This is a genomic window from Yinghuangia aomiensis, from assembly GCF_039542225.1.
Lineage (GTDB): Bacteria > Actinomycetota > Actinomycetes > Streptomycetales > Streptomycetaceae > Yinghuangia > Yinghuangia aomiensis.
Window position 1 is genome coordinate 122291 of sequence record NZ_BAABHS010000019.1, and the last position, 22501, is coordinate 144791.

The following is a 22501-nucleotide window of genomic DNA, read 5'->3' on the forward strand; positions in this document are numbered from 1 at the left end:
CCTCTTCCGGCCACCCCGCCAGTCCCCGCCTGACCAACCGCGCGCCGCCCCGCGGCGACCGCGGCTGACCACCGAGGAGACGGGATATGACCCTCCCCGCGCCCCCTTCGCCCACCGCGGACCACGCTGCCCTGCGGCCGTCCGCACCCCCTCCGCGCCGCTCCCGCCTCGGGAAGCTGCGCCCCGACCTCGGCGCCTCGTTCGTCGTCTTCCTCATCGCGATCCCCATGTCGCTGGGCATCGCCCTGGCCGCCGGTGCCCCACTGACCTCGGGCATCGTCGCGGCCGTCGTCGGCGGAATCGTCGTCGGCACCCTCGGCGGTGCTCCGCTGCAGATCAGCGGACCCGCCGCCGGACTCACCGTCGTCGTCGCCGGATTGATCCCGACCTACGGGTGGCGCGTGACGTGCGCCATCACGGTGCTCGCCGGCGTCCTGCAGATCCTGCTCGGGCTGAGCAGGGTCGCCCGGGCAGCGCTCGCGCTGTCGCCCGCGATCGTGCACGGCATGCTCGCCGGCATCGGAATCGTCATCGCCCTCGCCCAGTTCCACGTGGTGCTGGGCGGGTCGCCGGACGGCACCGCGCGCGCCAACCTCCACCAGCTCCCCGGGCAACTGGCGTCCTTGCATTCGCCGGAGCTGGTGGTCGGCGCGGTGACCGTGGCGGTCCTGGCCGCGTGGCCGTGGGTGCCGGAACGCCTCGGCCCCGTGCGCAAACCGCCCGCGCCTCTCGCCGCGGTGGCCTTGGCGACGGCGTTCGCCGCGGGATTCCGGCTCGACGTGAGCCGCGTCGAACTCCCGCACGCCGCCGTCACGTTGCCGGCGCTGCCGACCGGCTTCGGCACCACCGGCCTGATCACCGCGGTGGTCACGGTCGCGGTCGTCAGCGGCGTCGAAACCCTGCTGTCCGCGGTGGCCACCGACCGGCTCCACGACCGCAAGCGCGCCGACCTGGACCGCGAACTCACCGCCCAGGGCGCCGGCAACGTGGTCTCCGGCATGCTCGGCGGCTTCCCGGTGTCCGGCGGGGCGATCCGCACGACCGCGAACATCCGCGCGGGCGCGGAAAGCCGGGCCTCGACGGTCCTGCACGGCGTCTGGGTGCTGGTCTTCGCCGGGCTGCTGGCAGGCGTCGTCGAACGCATCCCGCTGGCCGCACTCGCCGCACTGGTCATGGTGGTCGGCCTGCAGATGGTGAACCGCGCGCACATCCGGCACGTGCACCGGCACCGCGAGTTCCCGGCCTACGTCGCGACGGTCGTCGGCGTCGTCGCCGCGGGGGTCCTCGAAGGCGTCGCGCTGGGCGTGCTGGTCGCCGCGGCGACCGCGCTGTTCCGGCTGAGCCGCAGCACCGTGCGGACGTCCGTCCGCGACGGCGTGCTGCACGTCGAGGTGCACGGGTCGCTGACGTTCCTGTCGGTGCCGCGCCTGTCGCGCGTGCTCGACAAGCTGCCGCCCGGCGAGCACGTCGTCCTCGACCTGACCGTCGACCACCTCGACCACGCCGCGTTCGACACCGTGCACAACTGGCGCACCGGGTACATCGCCCGCGGCGGCCAGGTGGAGATCGAGGAGATCCACGACGACCACTACGTGCGCGCCGCGGAAGGCCAGCCCGGCGCCGGACGCGTCGGCCCCACCCCGTCGCCGCGCTGGTTCGCCCCGTGGTGGCACTGGCAGCGCCTCCAGCCGCGGCGCGGCCGCCCGCCCGCGCACCCGCTGGTGGCCGGGACCCGGGAGTTCCAGCTGCGGACCGCACCGCTCGTCCAGCCGTTCCTGGAGCGGCTCGCCATCGAGGGCCAGAACCCGGCTCAGCTGTTCATCACCTGTGCGGACTCGCGGATCGTGCCGAACCTGATCACCGCGAGCGGGCCCGGCGACCTGTTCACCGTGCGGAACGTCGGCAACTTCGTGCCGCCGCGCACCGCGGGCGGCGGCGCAGCGGCGTGCTGTGCGGATGCGACGGGCGGCGACGGTGCCGACGATTCGGTCGGCGCCGCGATCGAGTACGCCGTGTCGGTCCTGGGTGTGCGCAGCATCACCGTGTGCGGGCACTCGGGCTGCGGCGCGATGGCGGCGCTGCTCGACAGCCGCGACGCGGACCCCGCCGCCGCGGACGCCGCGGACGACCATGGGCTTCCGGAGCCCACCCCGCACCTGCGCCGCTGGCTCGCGCACGGCGTGCCGAGCCTGGCGCGGTTCGCGGAGCGGCCCGCGCCCACGCTGTCCGGGCGCGTACCGCCGCCGGCCGAGCAGTTGTGCCTGGCCAACGTGCTGCAGCAGCTCGACAACCTGCTCGGTCACCCGGTCGTGCACCGGGCCGTTGAGGACGGCCAACTGCGGCTGTTCGGCCTGTACTTCGACCTGGCCGGGGCGCAGATGTACGTGCACGACACGGCGACCGGCCGGTTCGAGCCGGTCGACGCGCCCACCGGGGAGGCCGCCGACCGGGACGCCGCCGCGGAGGCGGCACCTCCCGAGCCGGGCCACCCGCAGACCGTCCCGGTCTGACCCGGGCGACCCCGGACAACGTCCCGGACCGCGGTCACCCGGGGTCCTCGCCGGTCGCGCCGCGCCCGTCCCGATCCGGGGCGGGCGCGGCGCCGTTTCACCCGTTTTCGCCCCCTCGCCGCACACCCGCCGGCCACCCGCAAGAGGTCTAAACCAATTTTCGGACCCCTCTTGTCAGCCGCGCCGGGTCACTGATTCGCTACAGGCGATAGAAGATGCATCGGAACGCCGATAGAACATGTCACGCAAAAGCCTGTACGACGGAGGAAATGGCGTGAGCAACGAGACCCCCGAGACCCGGGACGCGCTGTCCAACCTGCTGCGGGAGGAGCGCCGGTTCCCGCCGCCGCCCGCCGTCGCGGAGTCGGCGAACGTCACGGCCGCCGCGTACGACGAGGCCGACGCCGACCGGCTCGGCTTCTGGAAGGCCCAGGCCGACCGGCTGAGCTGGGCCGTCGAGCCCACCGAGACGCTCGACTGGTCGAACGCGCCGTTCGCCAAGTGGTTCGCCGACGGCAAACTCAACGTGGCGTACAACTGCGTCGACCGGCACGTCGAAGCCGGCCTCGGCGACCGCGTGGCGATCCACTGGGAGGGCGAACCCGGCGACAGCCGCGCGGTCACCTACGCCGAGCTGCAGCGCGAGGTCTCCCGGGCCGCGAACGCCCTCACCGAGATGGGCGTGCAGGCGGGCGACCGGGTCGCGATCTACCTGCCGATGATCCCCGAGGCGGTCGTCTCGATGCTGGCGTGCGCCCGCATCGGCGCCCCGCACTCCGTCGTCTTCGGCGGGTTCTCCGCGGACGCCGTCGCCTCGCGCATCCAGGACGCCGACGCCCGCGTGGTCATCACCGCGGACGGCGGCTACCGGCGCGGCAAGCCGTCCGCGCTCAAGCCGGCGATCGACGACGCGCTCGCGTCCTGCCCCGACGTGCGCAACGTCCTGGTGGTCCGCCGCACCGGCGAGGACGTGGCCTGGACCGAGGGCCGCGACGTGTGGTGGCACGACGCCGTCGGCAACGCGTCCGACACACACACCCCCGAGGCGTTCGACGCCGAACACCCGCTGTTCATCCTCTACACCTCGGGCACCACCGGGAAGCCGAAGGGCATCCTGCACACCTCAGGCGGCTACCTCACGCAGGCGTCGTACACGCACTGGGCGGTGTTCGACCTCAAGCCGGAGACCGACGTCTACTGGTGCACCGCCGACATCGGCTGGGTCACCGGCCACTCGTACATCGTCTACGGACCCCTCGCCAACGGGGCCACCCAGGTCATGTACGAAGGCACCCCGGACACCCCGCACCAGGGCCGCTGGTGGGAGGTCGTGCAGAAGTACGGCGTGTCGATCCTCTACACCGCCCCCACCGCGATCCGCACCTGCATGAAGTGGGGCGACGACATCCCCGCGAAGTTCGACCTGTCGTCGCTGCGCGTCCTCGGCTCGGTCGGCGAGCCGATCAACCCCGAGGCCTGGATCTGGTACCGCAAGAACATCGGCGGCGACCGCTGCCCGATCGTCGACACGTGGTGGCAGACCGAGACCGGCGCGATGATGATCAGCCCGCTGCCGGGCGTCACCGCGACCAAACCGGGCTCCGCGCAGCGCGCGCTGCCGGGCATCTCCGCCGAGGTCGTCGACGACAACGCGGCGCCTGTGCCGAACGGCGGCGGCGGCTACCTGGTGCTGAACGAGCCGTGGCCGTCGATGCTCCGCACGATCTGGGGCGACGACGAGCGGTTCAAGGACACCTACTGGTCGCGCTGGGAGGGCCTGTACTTCGCGGGCGACGGCGCGAAGAAGGACGAGGACGGCGACATCTGGCTGCTCGGCCGCGTCGACGACGTGATGCTGGTGTCCGGCCACAACATCTCGACCACCGAGGTCGAGTCCGCGCTCGTGTCGCACCCCAAGGTCGCCGAGTCGGCGGTCGTCGGCGCCGCGGACGCCACCACCGGCCAGGCCATCGTCGCGTTCGTCATCCTGCGCGGGTCGGCCGCGGAGGAGCCGGGGATCGTCGACGAGCTGCGCAACCACGTCGGCGCCACGCTCGGCCCGATCGCCAAGCCCAAGAAGGTCATGATCGTCGAGGAGCTGCCGAAGACGCGCTCCGGGAAGATCATGCGCCGCCTGCTGCGCGACGTGGCGGAGAACCGTGAGCTGGGAGACGTCCAGACGCTGACCGATGCGTCCGTGATGTCGCTGATCCAGGCCAAGCTGCCCACGGCGGCCTCCGAGGACTGAGCCCGTGCCCGCGCCCGCCGCACGGGCCGGCCGCCGCGGCCCCGAACCGGTTGTTCCGGTCCGGGGCCGCGGCACGTCCGGACCTGTCGCGGAATAGTCCTCGCCCCGCGCGTCCCGGTCCGCGACGATGATGCGATGACATGGCATCTGACCGGCGATCTCGACGTGTTCGAGTCCGCCGCACGCGAGTTGGTGATCGGCAACCCGGTCTCGAACACCGGGTGCCTCACGGTGCTGGAGGCCCTGCGCTCGCGCGGCCTCGCCGCATTCGGTTACGGGACACCGCTGTTCGGCTGGCACACCGACGGAAACGCCCGGACCACGGGCGCGTTCGTGCACACGCCGCCGTTCCCGCTGCTCGTCGCCGAACTCCCGGAGTCCGCAGCCGAATCACTCGCGGACACACTGGTCGCGGCCGGGCATCCCGTGAAGTCGCTGAATGCCCGCGACCGGGACGCCGAGGTGTTCACGGACGCGTGGACGGCACGGACCGGATCGCTCGTCCGCGAAGTGGAACGGCAGCGCCTGTACCGCCTGGGGACGCTCACCCCGCCCGACCCGGCACCCGTCGGCCGGGCCCGGTTCGCCGCCGCCCGCGACACCGACACCCTGGTCGCGTTCCTCCACGCCTTCCGCGACGAGACCGAGCAGATCGCCGAGGACGTCCCCGGCATCGTCGCCTTCAAGCTGTCCCGCGGCGAGTACGTGGTGTGGGAGGCCGACGGCGGGATCGTCTCGATGGCGGCCGTCTCGGCCACCGTCGCCGGGGCGGCCCGCATCGCCCAGGTCTACACGCCCCCGCACCTGCGCCGCCGCGGCTACGCGGCCGCCGTCACCGCCGCCCGGGCCGCCGCCACCCTCAAGGACGGCGCCGACACGGTCCTGCTGTTCACCGACCTCGCCAACCCCACGAGCAACTCGGTCTACCAGAGCATCGGCTTCGTTCCTGTGGAGGACCGGGTCATCGTCGGGTTCCCCACCCACGAAGACGAGGAGATCCCCACGTGATCCCCGACGGGCCCGGCACCGAAGACCTCCGGGTGGCCGTGTACGACGCGTTCGCCCGCACCGGCCGGGCACCCGCGGCCGCCGACCTCGCCGACCGGCTCGGCATCCCCGAAGGAGACGTCCGTGCCGGACTGCACATGCTGCACCGGCAACGCCACCTCGTCCTCGGCCCGGACGACGCCATCCTCATGGCCCACCCCTTCGCGTCCATCCCGCTCGGCTTCTCCGTCATGGGCGCGCACACCCTGTGGTGGGGCGGCTGCGCCTGGGACGCCTTCGCGGTCCCGCACCTCGTCCCCGGCGAGCCCGAGGTCCTCGTCGCCACCCGCTGCCCCGGCTGCGGCGCCCCGCTGGCGTGGGTCGTGGACGGCACCGCCCCTCCCCCGGGACCGCACGTCGCGCACTTCCTGGTGCCCACCGCGCACATGTGGGACGACGTCGTCCACACCTGCGGCAACCAGCGGCTGTTCTGCCGCCCCTCCTGCGTCGCCGCCTGGCTCAAGGCCACCGGACAGCCGCGCGGCTACGTCATGGACCTGCCGACGCTGTGGCGCCTCGCCCGCGGCTGGTACGCCGGCCGCCTCGACCACGGCTACGTCCGCCGCGAACCCGCGGAAGCCGCCGCGTACTTCCGCGACGCCGGCCTCGAAGGTCCCTTCTGGGGGCTTTGATCCGCTCCGGACAGGAAAAATCTTGTCGATATACTTGCGGCCGTCGGGGTGGACTCTCCGGGTCCCCTCGACATGGGCCGCGGTCACCCGCCGCGGCATGCCGGGAAGCCTGGTCGGCACGCGGTGACGCATACGCGCCGCCGTTTTGTCCGGTCCCCACGGCGGTATACGCCTGCGGACCCCGGCGACCAGGAGGACTCCTTCGTGCGCTCCGCAATACGGCGTACTTTTCTGCGGCGGCCGTCGACGCTCGCCGAGCGCAACTTCGTCGCCGACGCGCTGCGCCAGGAAACGGTCGGCGGGGCCCTGCTGCTCATCGCCGCCGTCGCCGCACTGATCTGGGCGAACTCCGGGTGGAGCGACGCCTACGAGAGCTTCCGCGACTACCGCGTCGGCCCCGAGGCCCTCCACCTCGACCTCTCGCTCGCGACCTGGGCCGCCGACGGCCTCCTCGCGGTGTTCTTCTTCGTGGCCGGCATCGAACTCAAGCGCGAACTCGTCGTCGGCGAACTCCGCACCCCCTCGGCCGCCGCGCTGCCGGTCGTCGCCGCGGTCTGCGGCATGGCGGTGCCCGCGGTCTTCTACGTCGCCGTCAACGCCTCGGGCGGCGACCTGCACGGCTGGGCCATCCCCACCGCGACGGACATCGCGTTCGCCCTCGCGGTCCTCGCCGTCATCGGCACGAACCTGCCGTCCGCGCTGCGCGCCTTCCTGCTCACCCTCGCCGTCGTCGACGACCTGCTCGCCATCATGGTGATCGCGATCTTCTACACGTCGTCGGTGGACTTCGCCGCGCTCGGACTCGCCGTCGCCGGACTCGTGGTCTTCTTCGTGCTCCAGCGCTTCCGGATCCGCGGCTGGTGGTTCTACGTGCCGCTCGCCGTCGTCATCTGGGCACTGGTGCACGAGAGCGGCGTCCACGCCACCGTCGCGGGCGTCGCCATGGGCCTGCTGATGCGCGTCACCCCCGACCCGGACGAGAAGCGGTCGCCCGCCGAGCACCTCGAACACGTCATCCGGCCGTTCTCCGCGGGGATCGCCGTGCCGCTCTTCGCCCTGCTGTCCGCGGGCGTCGCGGTGTCCGGCGGCGCACTCGGCAACGTGTTCACCGACAAGGTCCCGCTCGGCATCGTCGTCGGACTCGTCTTCGGCAAAGCCGTCGGCGTGTTCGGCGGCACCTGGACGGCCGCCCGGTTCACCCGCGCCGAACTCAACAAGGACCTCGCCTGGGCCGACGTGCTCGGCCTCGCCATGCTCGCCGGCGTCGGCTTCACCGTCTCCCTCCTCATCAGCGAACTCGCGTTCGCCGACGACCCCGGCATGACCGAGGAAGCCAAAGCCGCCGTCCTCGTCGGCTCGCTCCTCGCCGCCACCGCCGCGGCGATCGCGCTGCGGCTGCGCGACCGGAAGTACCGCGACCTCGTCGCCGACGAAGAGCGCGACGAGGACGGCGACGGCATCCCGGACTGCTACCAGCAGGACGAACGGCCCGGCAAGGAGCCGGACGGGCAGGCCGAGGGGCAGCAGGAGAGGCAGCAGGACGGGCCGGACGACGAATTTCCCGTCCGCCACACCCGTACGCCGCGCCCCGGTGGATAGCCGGAGCGCGGGCAGGGCATGATCGGGGCTACACACCGGCAGCACCTGCCCCGGCAAGCCCCGAGCGGCCGGACCGCCGCCGGAAACCAGGACAAGGAGAGTGAGCATGGCAGGCACCGAGAGGCCTCGCCCGCAGGATGTGCCCGTCGAAAACCAGCGCTCCCTCGGCGAGCTGTTCTCGGACGCCACGCGCGACATGTCCACTCTGGTGCGCAGCGAAATCGAGCTGGCCAAGAGCGAGGTCAAGGTCAGCGCGATCCAGGTCGCGAAGGGCAGCGGCGCGTTCATCGCGGCCGGCGCCCTCGCGTTCTTCGCGTTCCCGTTCCTGAGCGTCGCGATCGCGTACGGCATCCACGCGCTGGGCCTCGGCCTCGGCTGGTCGTTCCTCATCGTCGGCGGCGCCTACCTGCTCCTCGCCGGGGCGCTGGCCTTCTTCGGCGTCTCGTCGTTCAAGAAGGTCCGGCCGCCGGAGCGCACGATCCGCACCACGCAGGAGACCGTGGCGACGCTGAAGACCGTCGGCTAGCCGCCGCCAGGGGTTTTCCGCGCCCGGGTCCGCCGCCGCGTTCCGGCGGCGGACCCGGGCGCGGGTGCGCGGTGTGCCGGGTGTGACGTGTCGGGCAGCCCCGGCTCCGCCGGTCCGCGGCGGATATGTGCGAGTCTGCTGGTGTGACGGTTCCCGAGAGTTCAGCGGTCAACATCGACGGCCCGTGGACCCACCGGGACATCTCCGCGAACGGTGCGCGCTTCCATGTGGCCGAACTCGGCGAGGGCCCGGTCGTCCTGCTCCTGCACGGCTTCCCGGAGTTCTGGTGGGCGTGGCGGCACCAGATGGAGGCGCTCGCCCGGGCCGGGTTCCGCGCGGTGGCGATGGACCTGCGCGGCTACGGCGGCAGCGACCACCCGCCGCGCGGCTACGACCCGATCACCCTCGCGCTGGACGTGACCGGCGTCATCCGCTCGCTCGGCGAACCCGACGCCACCGTCGTCGGACACGACCTCGGCGCGTTCGTCGGCTGGACCGCCGCAGTGCTGCGGCCCAAGCTGGTGCGGCGTCTGGTCGCGGTGTCGATGCCGCATCCGCGGCGGCTGCGCGGCGCGCTGCTGTCCGACCGCAAGCAGATCGCCGCCGCGTCGCACATCTTCGCGTTCCAGCGCCCGTGGATCCCCGAGCGGCAGCTCGTGCGGGACGACGCGGCGATGGTCGAAGGGCTCCTCAAGCGCTGGGCGGCGCCCGGCTGGCCGGACCGCGACACGGCGGACCGCTACCGGCGCGCCATGCTGATCCCGGGCACCGCGCACTGCGCGGCCGAGCACTACCGGTGGCTGGTGCGGTCGTTGCCGCGGCCCGACGGCCTGCAGTACGCGGCGCGCATGAAGACTCCGGTGGAAGTGCCGACGCTGCACCTGCACGGCTCGCTCGACGGCGCGATCCTGCCGCGTACGGCGGCAGGTTCCGGACGGTATGTCGAAGCCCCGTACCGCTGGCGGCTGCTGGACGGCGTGGGGCATTTCCCGCACGAGGAAGCGCCGGAGACGTTCACCCACGAACTGCTGGGCTGGCTCAAGGATCCCGAACCCGAGCGTTGAGCAATGTGATCAACCATGGGGAAAATCCTGGCAGTTCTCGACAAACCCGGACGACGGTGGGGCGTGAAATCCTGACCGCATGGCATGGCGCGGTTATCCGCTGAAGACCCGGGGTAGGCGCCCCGGCATGAGCGAGGCGTACCGGTGGACATCCCCTGACCGCGCGGGGCACTTCGCGGGGCTTGTCGCGATACTGCGCCGGCGCGTGCGCTGGCTCACGCTGCGGATACGCGCTCCGCACTAGAGACGGCCGAGACGGCACCGGGTGGTGCGCGCCGCGCGGTGCGCACGGCGCACACCGCCTCGCGGTGCGCGCCGCCTCACAGGGCGCACCCCTGGGTGTCCACCGCCTTGGTGTTCTTGATGCCCGCTTCGATGTCCTCGCGGACTTCGTCGGCGGTGAGCGCGTACCCGGTCGACTCGTCGTCGAGGGACTTGGCGAAGATCACGCCGTACACCTTGCCGTCCGGCGCGATCAGCGGGCCGCCCGAGTTGCCTTGGCGGACCTTGGCGTACAGCGAGTACACGTCGCGGCTGACCGTGCCGCGCTTGTAGATGTCGGGGCCGCCGGCCTTGATCTGCGCGCGCACGCGGGCGGCTTCGACGTGGAACGAGCCGTTCTCCGGGAAGCCGATGACCAACGCGTCGGAGCCGGGCTGCACCTTGTACTCGAACTGCAGGGACGGGACCGTCCGGGGCAGTCCGGGAACGGACAGCACGGCGATGTCGCGGCGCCAGTCGTACAGCACGACGTCGGCCTCGTACTGCTTGCCTTCGCCGCCGATCTGCACGGTCGGCTTGCGTACGCCGCCGACCACGTGGGCGTTGGTCATGACGCGGCCCGGCGCGTACACGAAGCCCGAGCCTTCGATGACCTTGCCGCAACTCTTCGCGGTGCCCACGATCTTGACGATGCTGTCGCGGCTGCTCTGCACCGCGGGCGAGGCGAGGAGCTTCTCGTCCGGCGGCGGCACCTGCGGGATGTCCTCGTGCACGAACGGGCTGAAGACCTGCGGGAATCCGTTGCTGTCCAGCAGGTTGCTGAACGACGAGAACCACGTGTCGGCGCCCTGCGGCAGCACCTTCTGCACACCGCCGAGGACTTGCGACCCGCGCACCTCGCGGGAGACCGTCGGCATCGACGACCCGGCGATGGACGACCCGATGAGCCACACCACGACCAGCAGCGCGGACACGCTCACCACGGCACCGCCCGCGGCGTCCACCACGCGGGCGGGCTGCCACGTCAGTTGCCGGCGCAGCCGGCCGCCGACGGACGTCGCCATGGCCTGGGTGAGCGTCGCCATGACCAGCACCACGCAGATCGCCGCGATCGACGGTCCCAGCCCCGGATCGAAGTGCTCCAGGATGTACGGCACGAACCACATGCCGAGCACACCGCCGCCGAGGAACCCGACGAACGACAGCACGCCGACGATGAAACCCTGCCGGTAACCCGAGACCGCGAACGCGACGGCGGCGACGATGAGGATCAGGTCCAGGACGTTCACCGTGTCACGCTCTCACGGCGGCGGTTCTGTTGTCCGCAGCGGCGGCGGCGCGGTCGAAGTCGTCGACCGGGCGTGACGCTTCCGCGACACGGCGGGCTGCCGGCCGGGCCGTCACGAGTCCGCCGGGTCGGCCGCGGTCTCCTCGTAGGGGTCGTAGCCGCGGCGCGCCAGACGCCACTCGGCTTCGGACAGCTCGACCTCGTTCGCGTGGTCCCACGGGCGTTCCCAGCCCGCGAGGCTCAGCGTGCGGTCGAGCAGGCCCGCGGTGAACCCCCACACGACCATGCCGTCGACGAGGAACGCCGGGCCGAGGTGCCCGCTCGGGTGCTTGAGCCGGGCCCGGTTCCGCGGGTCGGCGAGGTCGCCGATCGGCACCCGGACCACGCGCGCGACCTCGGCCGGGTCCACCGGCGCGACCGGGCACGCCTCGCGCCACCAGGCCAGCACGGGGGTCACCACGAAGTTGCTCACGGGGATGTAGAGCGGCGGCAGGGTGCCGAACACCCGGACGCACGACGGGTCGAGGCCGGTCTCCTCGTTCGCCTCGCGCAGCGCGGCGGCCACCGGGCCGGTGTCGCCGGGGTCGATGGCGCCGCCCGGGAAGGCCGGCTGCCCGGCGTGCGAGCGGAGCGTCTTGGCGCGCTGGAGCAGCAGCACGTCGGGCCCGTCTCCGCTTTCCGGGGGGCCCTCGCCGAAGAGCACGAGCACGGCGGACTGGCGGCCTCCCTCGGCGGGCGGCAGGAAGCGGCTGAGCTGCTCGGGGCGCACGGTGCGGGCCGCCTCGGCGACCGGGCGCAGCCACCCGGGCAGGTCCTCGGCGGGGATGAAGGCCGGTTCGGCGGGCCCTGCGGGTGTGGTGCGGTCGTCCCGGTCGGGGCCGTCCGGGCCGTGGGTGTGTGCGCTGCGGTGGCTGGTTTCCGTCATGCGGTCCCCTCCCTTGGTGCCGCCCCGTCGTCGGGTGCGGCCCCGGTCGCGAGCACCGGCTTCGCCGGTGGCTTGAGGCGTTGGCCGGGTTGTCCGGCCAGTTCGTACTTGAGGAGCTTGCGTGCCTTCTCCGGGTCGGTCTCGCCTTCGCCGTACGACGGACACAGCGCCGCGATCCCGCACGCCCCGCAGGCGGGTTTGCGGGCGTGGCAGACCCGGCGGCCGTGGAAGATGACCCGGTGCGAGAGCAGCGTCCAGTCCTTCTTCGGGAACAGCGCGCCGACCTCGTGCTCGACCTTGACCGGGTCCTCCTCCGCGGTCCAGCCGAAACGCCGGGAAAGCCGCCCGAAGTGGGTGTCCACGCTGATTCCGGGGACGCCGTAGGCCTCGCCGAGGACGACGTTCGCGGTCTTGCGGCCCACACCCGGCAGCGTCACGAGATCGGCCTGCTTGCGCGGGACCTGCCCCCCGAACTTGTCGCACAGCGCTTGGGCGAGGCCGGTGATCGACCGCGCTTTCGCCCGGAAGAACCCGGTCGGGCGGATGATCTCCTCCAGCTCGGCGGCCTGGGCCTGGGCGAGCGCCTCGGCGTCCGGATACCGCGCGAACAACGCGGGGGTCACGTTGTTGACGCTGCGGTCCGTGGTCTGCGCGGACAGCACGACGGCGACCAGCAGCTGGAAGGCGTTCTCGTAGTCCAGCTCGCAGTGCGCTCCGGGATACAGCTCGCCCAGCTCCCGGTTGATCCGGCGGGCACGGCGAACCTTGGCGACCTGCGACTCGGGCTTTTTGCTAGGCACTCGGCCAGAGTACGCAGGCGGGTGCTACATATGTGGGGCACACGGATGGGCCGCTCGGCGTGCCGACGGCCGATCCGGGGTAATCCCCGCGCAACGTGTACGCGACCCAGCGCATACACCTGATCACCGGGGGGATATGTCCCGACACGAACGGATGCCACCGGATCGTGACTCAGGACACCCGCGTGACCAAACCCGATCCGCGTGCGTCAGACTGTGACCGATCGCACTGTTTGACCGCCAGGCTCCGATCGGGTGATCCGGACCGGCAAGGAGGGACCCCTCGTGGACGACGTTCTGCAGCGGGCGCCGTTGTTTGCGGCGCTCGAAGACGAGGACGCCGCCGAGCTGCGTGCCTCCATGACCGAGGTCTCGCTGGAACGCGGTGACTCCCTCTTCCACGAGGGCGACCCGGGCGACCGGCTGTACGTGGTCATCGAAGGCAAGATCAAGCTGCACCGCAGTTCGAACGACGGCCGCGAGAACATGCTCGCGGTGCTCGGCCCCAGTGAGATGTTCGGCGAGCTGTCGCTGTTCGACCCGGGCCCGCGGACCGCGACCGCGACCGCGCTCACCGACGTGCGCCTGCTGGGCCTGGGCCACCAGGACCTGCAGCCGTGGCTCAACGGCCGCCCGAAGGTCGCGCTGTCGCTGCTGCGCGCGATAGCCCGCCGTCTGCGCCGGACCAACGAGAGCCTGGGCGACCTGGTGTTCTCCGACGTCCCCGGCCGCGTGGCCAAGGCTCTGCTGGACCTGTCGCGTCGCTTCGGCGTCCCGGCCGAGGAAGGCATCCACGTCGCGCACGACCTGACGCAGGAAGAGCTGGCGCAGCTCGTCGGCGCGTCGCGTGAGACGGTCAACAAGGCCCTCGCCGACTTCGCGAGCCGCGGCTGGCTGCGCTTGGAGGCGCGTGCCGTGGTGCTGCTGGATGTGGAGCGGCTGTCGCGCCGGTCGCGCTGAGAGTCGCCCCGACGGCTTGAAGGCCGGGTCCGCTGCCGCGGGCCCGGCCGTTTGCCGTCAGCCGACGGTGCCGCGTTCCTTCAGGTAGTCGAGTTGGGCGCGGACCGACATTTCGGCGGCCCACCAGACGTTCTTGTCGACGTCTGCGTACACGCGTTCGACGACCTCGCGGGCCGTCCGGTCGCCGGCCGCGACGGCGGCCTCGACCTGGGCGAGGCGTTGTGCGCGGTGCTCCAGGTAGAACTCGATCACGCCGCGCGCGTCGTCGAGGACCGGGCCGTGCGCGGGCAGCACGCGGTCGACGCCGCCCGCCTCGACGAGGGCGCGCAGCCGGGCCAGCGAGTCGAGGTACTCGCCGAGCTTGCCGTCCGGGTGGGCGACGACGGTGGTGCCGCGGCCGAGGACGGTGTCGCCGGTGAGCACGACGCCGTCGGCGGGCAGCACGAACGAGAGCGAGTCCCACGAGTGGCCCGGGGTGGCCAGGACGCGGAGTTCGAGGCCGCCCGCCGTGACGACGTCGCCCCCCACGAGGCCTTCGCTGCCCAGGCGGTGCGCGGGGTCGAGCGCACGGACACCGCAGCCGGCCAGCTCGGCGAGCCGCACCGCGCCTTCGGAGTGGTCGGGGTGGCCGTGGGTGAGGAGGATCTCCGCGATGCGGACGCCGCGCTCGTCGGCGGCGGCCAGCACGGCGGCGAGGTGGCCCTCGTGGAGGGGGCCGGGGTCGACGACGACGGCACGGTCGGCGGCCGGCTCGGCGAGCAGCCAGGTGTTGGTGCCGTCGAGGGTCATCGGGCTGGGGTTGGGGGCCAGGACACAGGTCGCGCGGGCGGTGGCGGGACCGGCCACGACCGGGCGCGGATCGCCGGGGATGCGGAAGGAGTCCATGGAGCAAGTGTGTTCTGTCGTTGTGAACGGTTATCCACAGGGTGGGGATTTGGCGGATGACAGGGCGGGGGCCCGTGGGCGAGGGTGGGGGCGTCGAGCGGGTCCGCGGGGTCGGCTTGATGGCGGAGGGGGCGGGGGAGGGGCTGCCGACGCGAACTCCAACCGACCGTGGTGGGAGGAGGGAGGGCCCGTAAGGGCGGAACTCAGGCGGTCCCGAACGGGTCCGGAATCCCCGGCCACTCAATAACCAACCGCTCCCCCTCAAACCGAGGCCGCGCCATGATCGGCGCCAACGTCCGCCCCTCCGCGGCCGCGCACGCCTCCGCCGTCCCGGCGAACCCGGCCAGGTTCCGCAGCGTCTCGATCGTCGGCGGCAGCATCCCCAGCTCCCCCGCCTTGAGCCCGGCCAGCGCCTTCTCCGGCCGCGCCCACGTCACCCGGTCCGCCTCGCCGGACACGTCCCGCGTCCGCTGGCCCTCGGGCAGCGCCGCCACGAAGAACCACGTGTCGTACCGGCGGTCCTCGAACTCCGGCGTGATCCACCGCGACCACGCGCCGAGCAGGTCGGACCGAAGCACCAGGCCCCGCCGCTCGAGGAAATCGGTGAAGCCGAGCGACCGGTCGACCAGCGCGGCCCGATCGGCCTCCCAGTCGTCCCCCGTCGTATCCGCGACCACCGAGTCCGGCCCGGGCCCGGCCAGCAGCACGCCGGACTCCTCGAACGTCTCCCGCACCGCCGCGGCGACGATCGCCCGCGCCTCGGCCGCCGACGTCCCGAACCGGTCCGCCCATTCCTCCGGGCTCGGCCCCGCCCACGCCACCGCGTGGTCGGCATCCCGCGGATCGACTCCGCCGCCCGGGAACGCGTACATCCCCGCGGCGAACTTCATGCCCGCGTGCCGGCGCAGCAGGTAGGCCTCCGGCCCGCCCGGCCGCTCCCGCAGCAGGACGACGGTCGCCGCGCGGCGCGGTTCGGCGGGGACGAGGTCGCCGTCGAGGATCGCGCGGGCGCGGTCGGTCCAGGACGCGGGCATGCCGGGCAGTGTCATGCGGCGGATGCTACGCGGCACCGCATCGATCCGACAGACCGTCAGGTTGCCTGCTGATCCGACCATCCGCAGATGGCCGGATCAGCGGCCGGTCCCGCGTCAGACCACCTCGACGAGCAACTCCACCTCGACCGGCGCATCCAGCGGCAGCACCGCGACGCCGACCGCGCTGCGGGCGTGCCTGCCCGCGTCGCCGAAGACCGCGCCGAGCAGCTCGCTCGCCCCGTTGATCACCGCGGGCTGGCCGGTGAAGCCCGGGTCGCTGGCGACGAAGCCGACGACCTTGACCACGCGGCGGACGAGGGCGAGGTCGCCGATCTCCGCCTTGACCGCGGCGAGCGCGTTGAGGGCGCAGCGTTCCGCGAACTTCTTGGCGTCCTCCGGGGTGACCTCCGCGCCGACCTTGCCGGTTTGGGGGAGCTTGCCCTCGACCATCGGCAGCTGGCCCGAGGTGTGCACGTAGTTGCCGGTGCGCAGGGCCGGCACGTAGGCGGCGACCGGCGCGGCGACGCCCGGCAGGGTCAGCCCGAGTTGCGCGAGCCGGTCCTCGGGGTGCACGAACGCGTCGGTCACGCCCCCTTCACCTGCTTCTCCCGCTTGAAGTAGGCGACCAGGTTCTCCGGGTTCGGGCCCGGCACAACCTGCACCAGCTCCCAGCCGTCCTCACCGAACGTGTCGAGGATCTGCTTGGTGTTGTGGATCAGCAGCGGCGCGGTGAAGTATTCCCATTTCTTCATGGGCGGGACTCTAACGCGGGTCGGGGGCGGCGACCGCGCGCCACGGGACGGGGCTCGACAGGACCATCGTGCTGGACGGCGTGCCGTGCTCGGCGAGGCGGTCGATGAGCGCCTGGAAGTCGTGCATGCTCGCGGTCGCGACCATGAGTTCGCAGCAGGCGTCGCCGGTGACCCGGTGCAGTTGCAGCAGTTCGGGCCAGTCGCGGACCTCGTCGGCGTCGCGGCGCAGCAGGCAGCGCGGGCCGTAGCAGTTCATCCGGACCAGGGCGATGACGGCGCGGCCGGCGGCGGCCGGGTCGACGTGCGCGTGGTAGCCGGTGATGACGCCCGCGCGTTCCAGGCGGCGGACCCGGTCGGCGACGGTCGGCGCGCTCAGGTTCACCCGTCTGGCGAGTTCGTTGTACGACAGCCGTGCGTCGTTCTGGAGTTCGGCGAGGAGCCGCCGGTCGGCGGCATCCAGGGCCACGTCGTGGGGCATTGGGCGGCGTCCTTTCGGATCGGGTTTCCGTTCGTGAACGATCTGCGGGTTTCTCCTTCGGATCGTAAGACGATCGGACGGCGGTGCCGCTCGGCGTCCATTCCGCGCGGCGGCATCGCACGCTTGCATATGGGGCACAGGGAACCGGCGGGGGCGTGAGGGAGGTGTGGACGGTGATGGCACGCGCAGCAACCGCCGCGGGTACGGAGCCGGCCGGAGTGTGCCCGATGGGCGGCTCCGGCGCCGAGAGCGCGCCCCAGGCACCGCGCAGCTCGTACGCGGGCGCGCCGCCGTACGCCGACTACGTGGGCCTCGACCGTCTGCTGAGCCTCCAGACGCCGCGCACCGACGAGCCGACCGAGGTGTCGTTCCTCGTCGCGTCGCAGGTCATGGAGCTGCTGTTCGCGCTGCTCAAGCACGAGTGGTCGACGGCGCGCGGGCTGCTGGAGGCGGACGAGGTCGCCGAGGCCACCCGGGTGCTGCGGCGCAGCGTGCGGCAAGCGGACGTGCTGGTGGCGTCGTGGGACCTGCTGGCGACGCTGACGCCCGCCGAGTTCGCCGCGTTCCGCGAGGCGCTGGGCGAGGCGTCCGGGTTCCAGTCGCACCTGTACCGCGAGCTGGAGTTCCTGCTGGGGCTGAAGCGTCCGGCGGCGCTGCTTCCGTACGAGGGCGTGCCCGACGTGCACGCCGAGCTGGACGCGGTGCTGCACGCGCCGAGCCTGTACGACGCGGCGCTCGACGTGCTGCGCCGCCGCGGTCTGCCGCTGCCGCCCGCCGATCCGGCCGCCCGGCTGCGCCCGCACGAGTCCGACCCGGACGCCGAGCGTGCGTGGGCGGAGGTCTACGCGACCGGCACCGCGTACCCGGACCTGCGCGACCTCGGCGAGGCGCTGACCGACATATCGGAGCGCTGGACCCGCTGGCGCGAGCGGCACTTGGCCGCGACGCTGCGCGCGCTCGGCAACCGGCCGGGCACCGGCGGCTCGTCGGGGGCCGAGTGGCTGGAGCGCACCGTGCGGCTGCGGGTCTTCCCCGACCTCTGGACCATGCGCACCTCCGTCGTCTAGGAACTGGACCGTGCTGCCTCACACCTCCCGCGAAGAAGCCCGCGGCCAAGCTCGCGAACACGCCGGCAACGACGCCCGCGAGACCTCGGGGACGTCCCGCGCCTATGCGGCGTCCCTCGACGCGCGCGACCCGCTGGCCGGGTTCCGCGACCGTTTCCGGCTGCCGCCCGGCGTCGTCTACCTGGACGGCAACTCGCTCGGCGCGCTGCCCGACGACGTGCCCGCCGTGGTCGACGACGTCGTGCACCGCCAGTGGGGCACCGACCTGATCCGGTCGTGGAACACCCACGACTGGTGGAACGCGCCCACCCGGGTCGGCGACGCGATCGCGCCGCTGATCGGCGCGGCGCCCGGGCAGGTCGTGTGCGGCGACTCGACGTCGGTGCACCTGTTCAACGCGCTGGTGGCGGCGCTCCGGGCGCGGTCGGGCCGCAGCGTGCTGCTCGCCGACCCGGACACCTTCCCGACGGACGCCTACCTCGCCGATTCGGCGGCCCGGCTGTGCGGCGCCGAGGTGCGGCGGGTCCCGGCCGCGGAGGCGGCGGAGGTGCTGCGGGCGGAGGGCACCGGGGTGGCGGTCGCCGCGTACAACCACGTGGACTACCGCACGGGCGAGCTGCGCGACGTCGCCGGAATCACCGCGGCCGCCCACGACACCGGGGCGCTGGTGCTGTGGGACGTGTGCCACACGGTCGGCGCCGTCCCGGTGGACGCGGACGCGCTCGACCTGGACTTCGTGGTCGGCTGCACCTACAAGTACCTGTCCGGCGGGCCGGGCTCTCCCGCGTTCCTGTACGTCGCCCGGCGGCTCCAGGCCGGTTTCGACCCGGCGCTCACCGGCTGGCACGGGCACGCCGACCCGTTCGCGATGGAGCCCGCCTACCGGCCCGCCGACGGCATCGCGCGGGCCCGGATCGGGACGCCGCCGCTGCTGGGCATGCTGGCGCTGGAGGCCGCGCTGGGCGTGTTCGGCGAGGCGGGCATCACCGCGGTGCGCGCCAAGAGCCTGGCCCTGACCGACCTCTTCATCACCTGCGCCGACGAGCTGGGGCTGGCGGTCGCCACGCCGCGGCCGCACGCCCGGCGCGGCAGCCAGGTCGCGGTGCGGCACCCCGAGGCGCACGCGGTCATGGCCGCGCTCGTGGACCGCGGCGTGATCGGGGACGTGCGGCCGCCGGACATCCTGCGGTTCGGGTTCAACGCGCTGTACGTGTCGTTCGCCGACGTCGTGGCCGCCGCCGAGGCGCTCGGCGACGTGCTGGCGTCCGGCGCGCACCGCGATCCGAAGTACACGGTGCGCAACACCGTCACCTGAGCGGGGCCGAACCGGGCCGGGGCGGGCGCGGCCCGGCCCGGCCGCGTGAAACCCGTCACCCGCGCGGACCACCGGCGGTTGGCGTGCCGCGGGGTGGTTAGTCTCGACAGTGTGAGCCAGGTGACCCAGCACGACAGCCGCCGCGCGGGCGGCCCCGACTCCGACTGGGAGGGCGTCCGCCTCCACGTCGTCAGCGGCAAGGGCGGGACCGGCAAGACCAGCGTCGCGGCGGCGCTCGCCCTGGCGCTCGCCCACGACGGGCACCGCACGCTGCTGGTCGAGGTCGAGGGGCGGCAAGGCATCGCCCAGTTGTTCGAGACCGCGGAACTCCCCTACGAGGAGCGCAAGATCGCGGTGGCGCCGGGCGGCGGCGAGGTGTTCGCGCTCGCCATCGACCCCGAGGAAGCGCTCCTCGACTACCTCGACATGTTCTACCACCTGGGCCGCACCGGTAAGGGCCTGAAGAAGCTCGGCGCGATCGACTTCGCCACCACCATCGCGCCCGGCCTGCGGGACGTCCTGCTGACCGGCAAGGCGTGTGAAGCGGTGCGCCGCCGGGTCAAGGGCGACAACTCGTGGGTCTACGACGCGGTGGTCATGGACGCGCCGCCGACCGGCCGCATCTCGCGCTTCCTCAACGTCAACACCGAGGTCGCCGGGCTCGCCCGGTTCGGTCCCATCCACGCGCAGGCCGAAGCCGTCATGCGGGTGCTGCGCTCCCCCGAGACGGCGGTCCACCTGGTCACCCTCCTGGAGGAGATGCCCGTCCAGGAGACCGTCGACGGCGTCGCCGAACTCCGCGCCACCGGGCTGCCCGTCGGCGGCGTGGTGGTCAACATGGCGCGGCCGCCGCTCCAGGTCGACGACGAGACCGACACCGGCCGGCGGCTCACCCCCGACCTGCTCGACGCCGGGCTGCGGGCGGCCGGCGTACGCCCCACCAAGACGCTCGTCGCGGCACTCCTCGCGGAAGCCGACGAGCACGCGGGCCGCATCGTCCTGGAGACCGAGGAACGCCAGACGGTGCGCGCCCTGGGCCTGCCCATGTACGAGCTGCCGCTGCTCGCCGACGGCGTCGACCTGGGCGGGCTCTACCGGCTCGCCGAGGCACTGCGCGAACAGGGGGTCGCATGACCGGCACGGTGAAGTCCCGTCGGACCGGGTTCTCCGCCCGGCAGCTGGAACTCGACCCGCTCATCGACGACCCGGCGACCCGCATCGTCGTGTGCTGCGGCTCCGGCGGCGTCGGCAAGACCACGACCGCCGCCGCGCTCGGCCTGCGCGCCGCCGAACGCGGCCGCGACGTCGTCGTGCTGACCATCGACCCGGCGCGCCGGCTCGCGCAGTCGATGGGGCTGACCGAACTCGACAACACGCCGCGCCGGGTGGGCGGCGTCGACGAGACCAAGGGCGGCAGCCTGCACGCCATGATGCTCGACATGAAGCGCACGTTCGACGAGATCGTCGAACAGCACGCGGACCGCGAGCGCGCCCGGCAGATCCTGGAGAACCCCTTCTACCAGTCGCTGTCGTCCAGCTTCGCGGGCACGCAGGAATACATGGCCATGGAGAAGCTCGGCCAGCTGCACGGCGGCGGGGACTGGGACCTCATCGTCGTCGACACCCCGCCGTCCCGCTCCGCGCTCGACTTCCTCGACGCGCCGCAGCGCCTCGGCTCGTTCCTCGACGGGCGGCTGATCCGCATCCTGTCGGCGCCCGCGAAGGTCGGCGGACGCGGCGCGCTCAAGTTCCTGTCCGCGGGCATGGGGCTGATGACCGGGGCGCTCAACAAGGTCGTCGGGGCGCACCTGCTGACCGACATCCAGACGTTCGTCGCCGCGCTCGACACCACCTTCGGCGGGTTCCGCAAGCGCGCGGACGCCACGTACAAACTGCTCCAGGCCCCCGGCACGGCGTTCCTGGTGGTCGCCGCCCCGGAGAAGGACGCGCTGCGCGAAGCCGCCTACTTCGTGGAACGCCTCGACGCCGAGTCGATGCCGCTCGCCGGCCTCGTGCTCAACCGCGTGCACGGCACCGGCGCCGGGCAGCTCTCCGCGGAGCGGAGCATGGCCGCCGCGGAAACGCTGTACGAGCGCGCGTACGACGAAGACACCTACGACGACGACGTGGAACCCGCCGACGACGCCCCGTCGGCCGACGACCTCCGGCTCGTCGCCGGACTCCTCACCCTGCATGCCGAACGGCTGCGCATGATCGGCCGCGAGGAACGCGTGCGCACGCGTTTCACGTCGATCCACCCGGACGTGCCGGTGGTCGAAGTGCCGGCGCTGCCGGGCGACGTGCACGACCTCGACGGGCTGCGCAGCATCGGCGGACACTTGGCGTGAACAGCCTGAACCGCATGAACAGACCGAACAGGCCGAACTGGCTGACCGGCCGGCCTGCCCGCCGTGGGCATACGCGTACCGCCCGCGGCACCGGGGGCACCGGCGGACGCGGTCGGCCGACGCTCCACCCCGGTCCCCGAGCCGGGGCCTGACTCCCAAGCTCGGCGGACCGGCGGATGGTGCGTGCGATGGTGCTCAGCCGGCGCGTCTGCCGCCACGGTGTGCGGCCGATGTTCCGATGTGACCCGCTATCCGGATATTCCGGGCGGCGGGATGTTGTCCCGGGGAACCGTCAGCCTGCCGCGCGCAGACCGATGCTCTCCGGATAATCCGCATGGATTTCCCGCTCGTATTCCTCGCGCGCGGTCTCCAGGAGCCTGCGCCACGAGGTGACGGTCGGCCGCCGGCGGAGCAGAGCCCGCCTTTCGCGTTCCGTCATCCCTCCCCAGACCCCGAACTCGACCCGATTGTCGAGGGCGTCGGCCAGGCATTCGGTACGCACCGGACATCCGGTGCATACGGCCTTTGCGCGATTCTGGGCCGCCCCCTGCACGAACAGCTCATCCGGATCGCTGGCGCGGCACGCGGCCAGTGCGTTCCAGTCGGTAACCCAGCTCATGCTGGTGCCGTCCTCTCCCGATTCGAGGCTCCCCCTACGGCGGCGACGGGAAATCCCGTTGCCAAACAGGACGCTACGAAAAGACGGGCCCGCGCAACAGCCCCTACTGGGCGGTCATCCATGACCCGGACGGACTATGCGCGAATATGAGCCCACCCATGCGGGTGAAAACCCTTGCGCGA

General features: G+C 72.6%; 21 protein-coding genes. 12 read left to right on the forward strand and 9 right to left on the reverse strand.

Features of this window, described 5'->3' with window-relative positions; translation table 11 throughout:
• The first annotated feature begins 86 nt into the window (after positions 1-86).
• From ABEA93_RS25620 to ABEA93_RS25650, 7 genes are all read left to right on the forward strand, one after another.
• The gene (locus tag ABEA93_RS25620; RefSeq protein ID WP_345678120.1) at positions 87-2510 is read left to right on the forward strand and encodes a SulP family inorganic anion transporter; all 2424 of its coding nucleotides are present in this window, start codon (positions 87-89) and stop codon (positions 2508-2510) included.
• A gap of 238 nt (positions 2511-2748) precedes the next feature.
• The gene (gene acs / locus ABEA93_RS25625; RefSeq protein WP_425585091.1) at positions 2749-4758 is read left to right on the forward strand and encodes an acetate--CoA ligase; all 2010 of its coding nucleotides are present in this window, start codon (positions 2749-2751) and stop codon (positions 4756-4758) included.
• Between the two features lie 135 nt (positions 4759-4893).
• Entirely contained in the window at positions 4894-5766 is an 873-nt protein-coding gene (locus tag ABEA93_RS25630; protein ID WP_345678122.1) for a GNAT family N-acetyltransferase, read from the forward strand.
• Entirely contained in the window at positions 5763-6437 is a 675-nt protein-coding gene (merB, locus tag ABEA93_RS25635) for an organomercurial lyase (protein ID WP_345678123.1), read from the forward strand. Before ABEA93_RS25630 ends, merB begins: the two co-directional genes overlap by 4 nt.
• A gap of 72 nt (positions 6438-6509) precedes the next feature.
• Positions 6510-8036: a Na+/H+ antiporter NhaA gene (gene nhaA / locus ABEA93_RS25640; protein WP_425585095.1), complete on the forward strand. Its 1527-nt coding sequence runs from the start codon at positions 6510-6512 to the stop codon at positions 8034-8036.
• 106 nt (positions 8037-8142) lie between these two features.
• The gene (locus ABEA93_RS25645; RefSeq protein WP_345678125.1) at positions 8143-8562 is read left to right on the forward strand and encodes a phage holin family protein; all 420 of its coding nucleotides are present in this window, start codon (positions 8143-8145) and stop codon (positions 8560-8562) included.
• 143 nt (positions 8563-8705) lie between these two features.
• On the forward strand, positions 8706-9626 hold the full coding sequence (locus ABEA93_RS25650) for an alpha/beta fold hydrolase (RefSeq protein ID WP_425585092.1): 921 nt from the start codon (positions 8706-8708) through the stop codon (positions 9624-9626).
• Between the two features lie 320 nt (positions 9627-9946).
• Here ABEA93_RS25650 and ABEA93_RS25655 read toward each other — a convergent pair whose 3' ends face one another.
• The 3 genes from ABEA93_RS25655 to nth all read right to left on the reverse strand — a co-directional run bounded on the left by ABEA93_RS25655 (position 9947) and on the right by nth (position 12861).
• Positions 9947-11137, reverse strand: a complete 1191-nt coding sequence (locus tag ABEA93_RS25655) for a MarP family serine protease (RefSeq protein ID WP_345678127.1) — start codon at positions 11135-11137, stop codon at positions 9947-9949.
• A 111-nt stretch (positions 11138-11248) separates the two neighbouring features.
• A complete protein-coding gene (locus ABEA93_RS25660; protein WP_345678128.1) occupies positions 11249-12061 on the reverse strand; it encodes an NUDIX hydrolase in 813 nt (270 codons plus the stop codon).
• Positions 12058-12861 carry an endonuclease III gene (gene nth, locus ABEA93_RS25665; RefSeq protein WP_345678129.1) on the reverse strand — a complete coding sequence of 268 codons (804 nt, stop codon included), beginning with the start codon at positions 12859-12861 and terminating at the stop codon, positions 12058-12060. Before nth ends, ABEA93_RS25660 begins: the two co-directional genes overlap by 4 nt.
• Before the next feature lie 285 nt (positions 12862-13146).
• On the opposite strand from nth, the gene ABEA93_RS25670 reads away from it, so the two are divergent.
• Positions 13147-13821, forward strand: coding sequence for a Crp/Fnr family transcriptional regulator (locus tag ABEA93_RS25670; protein ID WP_345678130.1), 675 nt, complete (start codon positions 13147-13149; stop codon positions 13819-13821).
• A gap of 57 nt (positions 13822-13878) precedes the next feature.
• Here ABEA93_RS25670 and ABEA93_RS25675 read toward each other — a convergent pair whose 3' ends face one another.
• From ABEA93_RS25675 to ABEA93_RS25695, 5 genes are all read right to left on the reverse strand, one after another.
• Entirely contained in the window at positions 13879-14706 is an 828-nt protein-coding gene (locus ABEA93_RS25675; RefSeq protein ID WP_345678131.1) for an MBL fold metallo-hydrolase, read from the reverse strand.
• Between the two features lie 203 nt (positions 14707-14909).
• Positions 14910-15755 (reverse strand): NUDIX hydrolase, encoded by an 846-nt coding sequence (locus ABEA93_RS25680; protein WP_345678132.1) that lies wholly within the window; start codon positions 15753-15755, stop codon positions 14910-14912.
• A 99-nt stretch (positions 15756-15854) separates the two neighbouring features.
• Complete coding sequence (locus ABEA93_RS25685) at positions 15855-16328, reverse strand: RidA family protein (RefSeq protein WP_345678133.1); 474 nt, start codon at positions 16326-16328, stop codon at positions 15855-15857.
• Positions 16325-16492: a Sp36 family protein gene (gene sp36, locus ABEA93_RS25690; protein WP_345678134.1), complete on the reverse strand. Its 168-nt coding sequence runs from the start codon at positions 16490-16492 to the stop codon at positions 16325-16327. The genes ABEA93_RS25685 and sp36 overlap by 4 nt, the downstream gene beginning before the upstream one ends.
• Positions 16493-16502: 10 nt before the next feature.
• The gene (locus ABEA93_RS25695; protein ID WP_345678135.1) at positions 16503-16970 is read right to left on the reverse strand and encodes an Lrp/AsnC family transcriptional regulator; all 468 of its coding nucleotides are present in this window, start codon (positions 16968-16970) and stop codon (positions 16503-16505) included.
• Positions 16971-17146: 176 nt separating this feature from the next.
• On the opposite strand from ABEA93_RS25695, the gene ABEA93_RS25700 reads away from it, so the two are divergent.
• The 4 genes from ABEA93_RS25700 to bagB all read left to right on the forward strand — a co-directional run bounded on the left by ABEA93_RS25700 (position 17147) and on the right by bagB (position 21700).
• Positions 17147-18037, forward strand: coding sequence for a tryptophan 2,3-dioxygenase (locus ABEA93_RS25700; RefSeq protein ID WP_425585093.1), 891 nt, complete (start codon positions 17147-17149; stop codon positions 18035-18037).
• Between the two features lie 10 nt (positions 18038-18047).
• Positions 18048-19352: a kynureninase gene (kynU, locus tag ABEA93_RS25705; protein ID WP_425585094.1), complete on the forward strand. Its 1305-nt coding sequence runs from the start codon at positions 18048-18050 to the stop codon at positions 19350-19352.
• Positions 19353-19472: 120 nt separating this feature from the next.
• Positions 19473-20486 (forward strand): ATPase BagA, encoded by a 1014-nt coding sequence (bagA, locus tag ABEA93_RS25710; RefSeq protein WP_345678177.1) that lies wholly within the window; start codon positions 19473-19475, stop codon positions 20484-20486.
• Entirely contained in the window at positions 20483-21700 is a 1218-nt protein-coding gene (bagB, locus tag ABEA93_RS25715; RefSeq protein ID WP_345678136.1) for an ATPase BagB, read from the forward strand. The genes bagA and bagB overlap by 4 nt, the downstream gene beginning before the upstream one ends.
• A gap of 292 nt (positions 21701-21992) precedes the next feature.
• Here the strand turns inward: bagB and ABEA93_RS25720 are convergent, their stop codons facing one another.
• Positions 21993-22319, reverse strand: a complete 327-nt coding sequence (locus tag ABEA93_RS25720; RefSeq protein WP_345678137.1) for a WhiB family transcriptional regulator — start codon at positions 22317-22319, stop codon at positions 21993-21995.
• Positions 22320-22501: the final 182 nt, after the last annotated feature.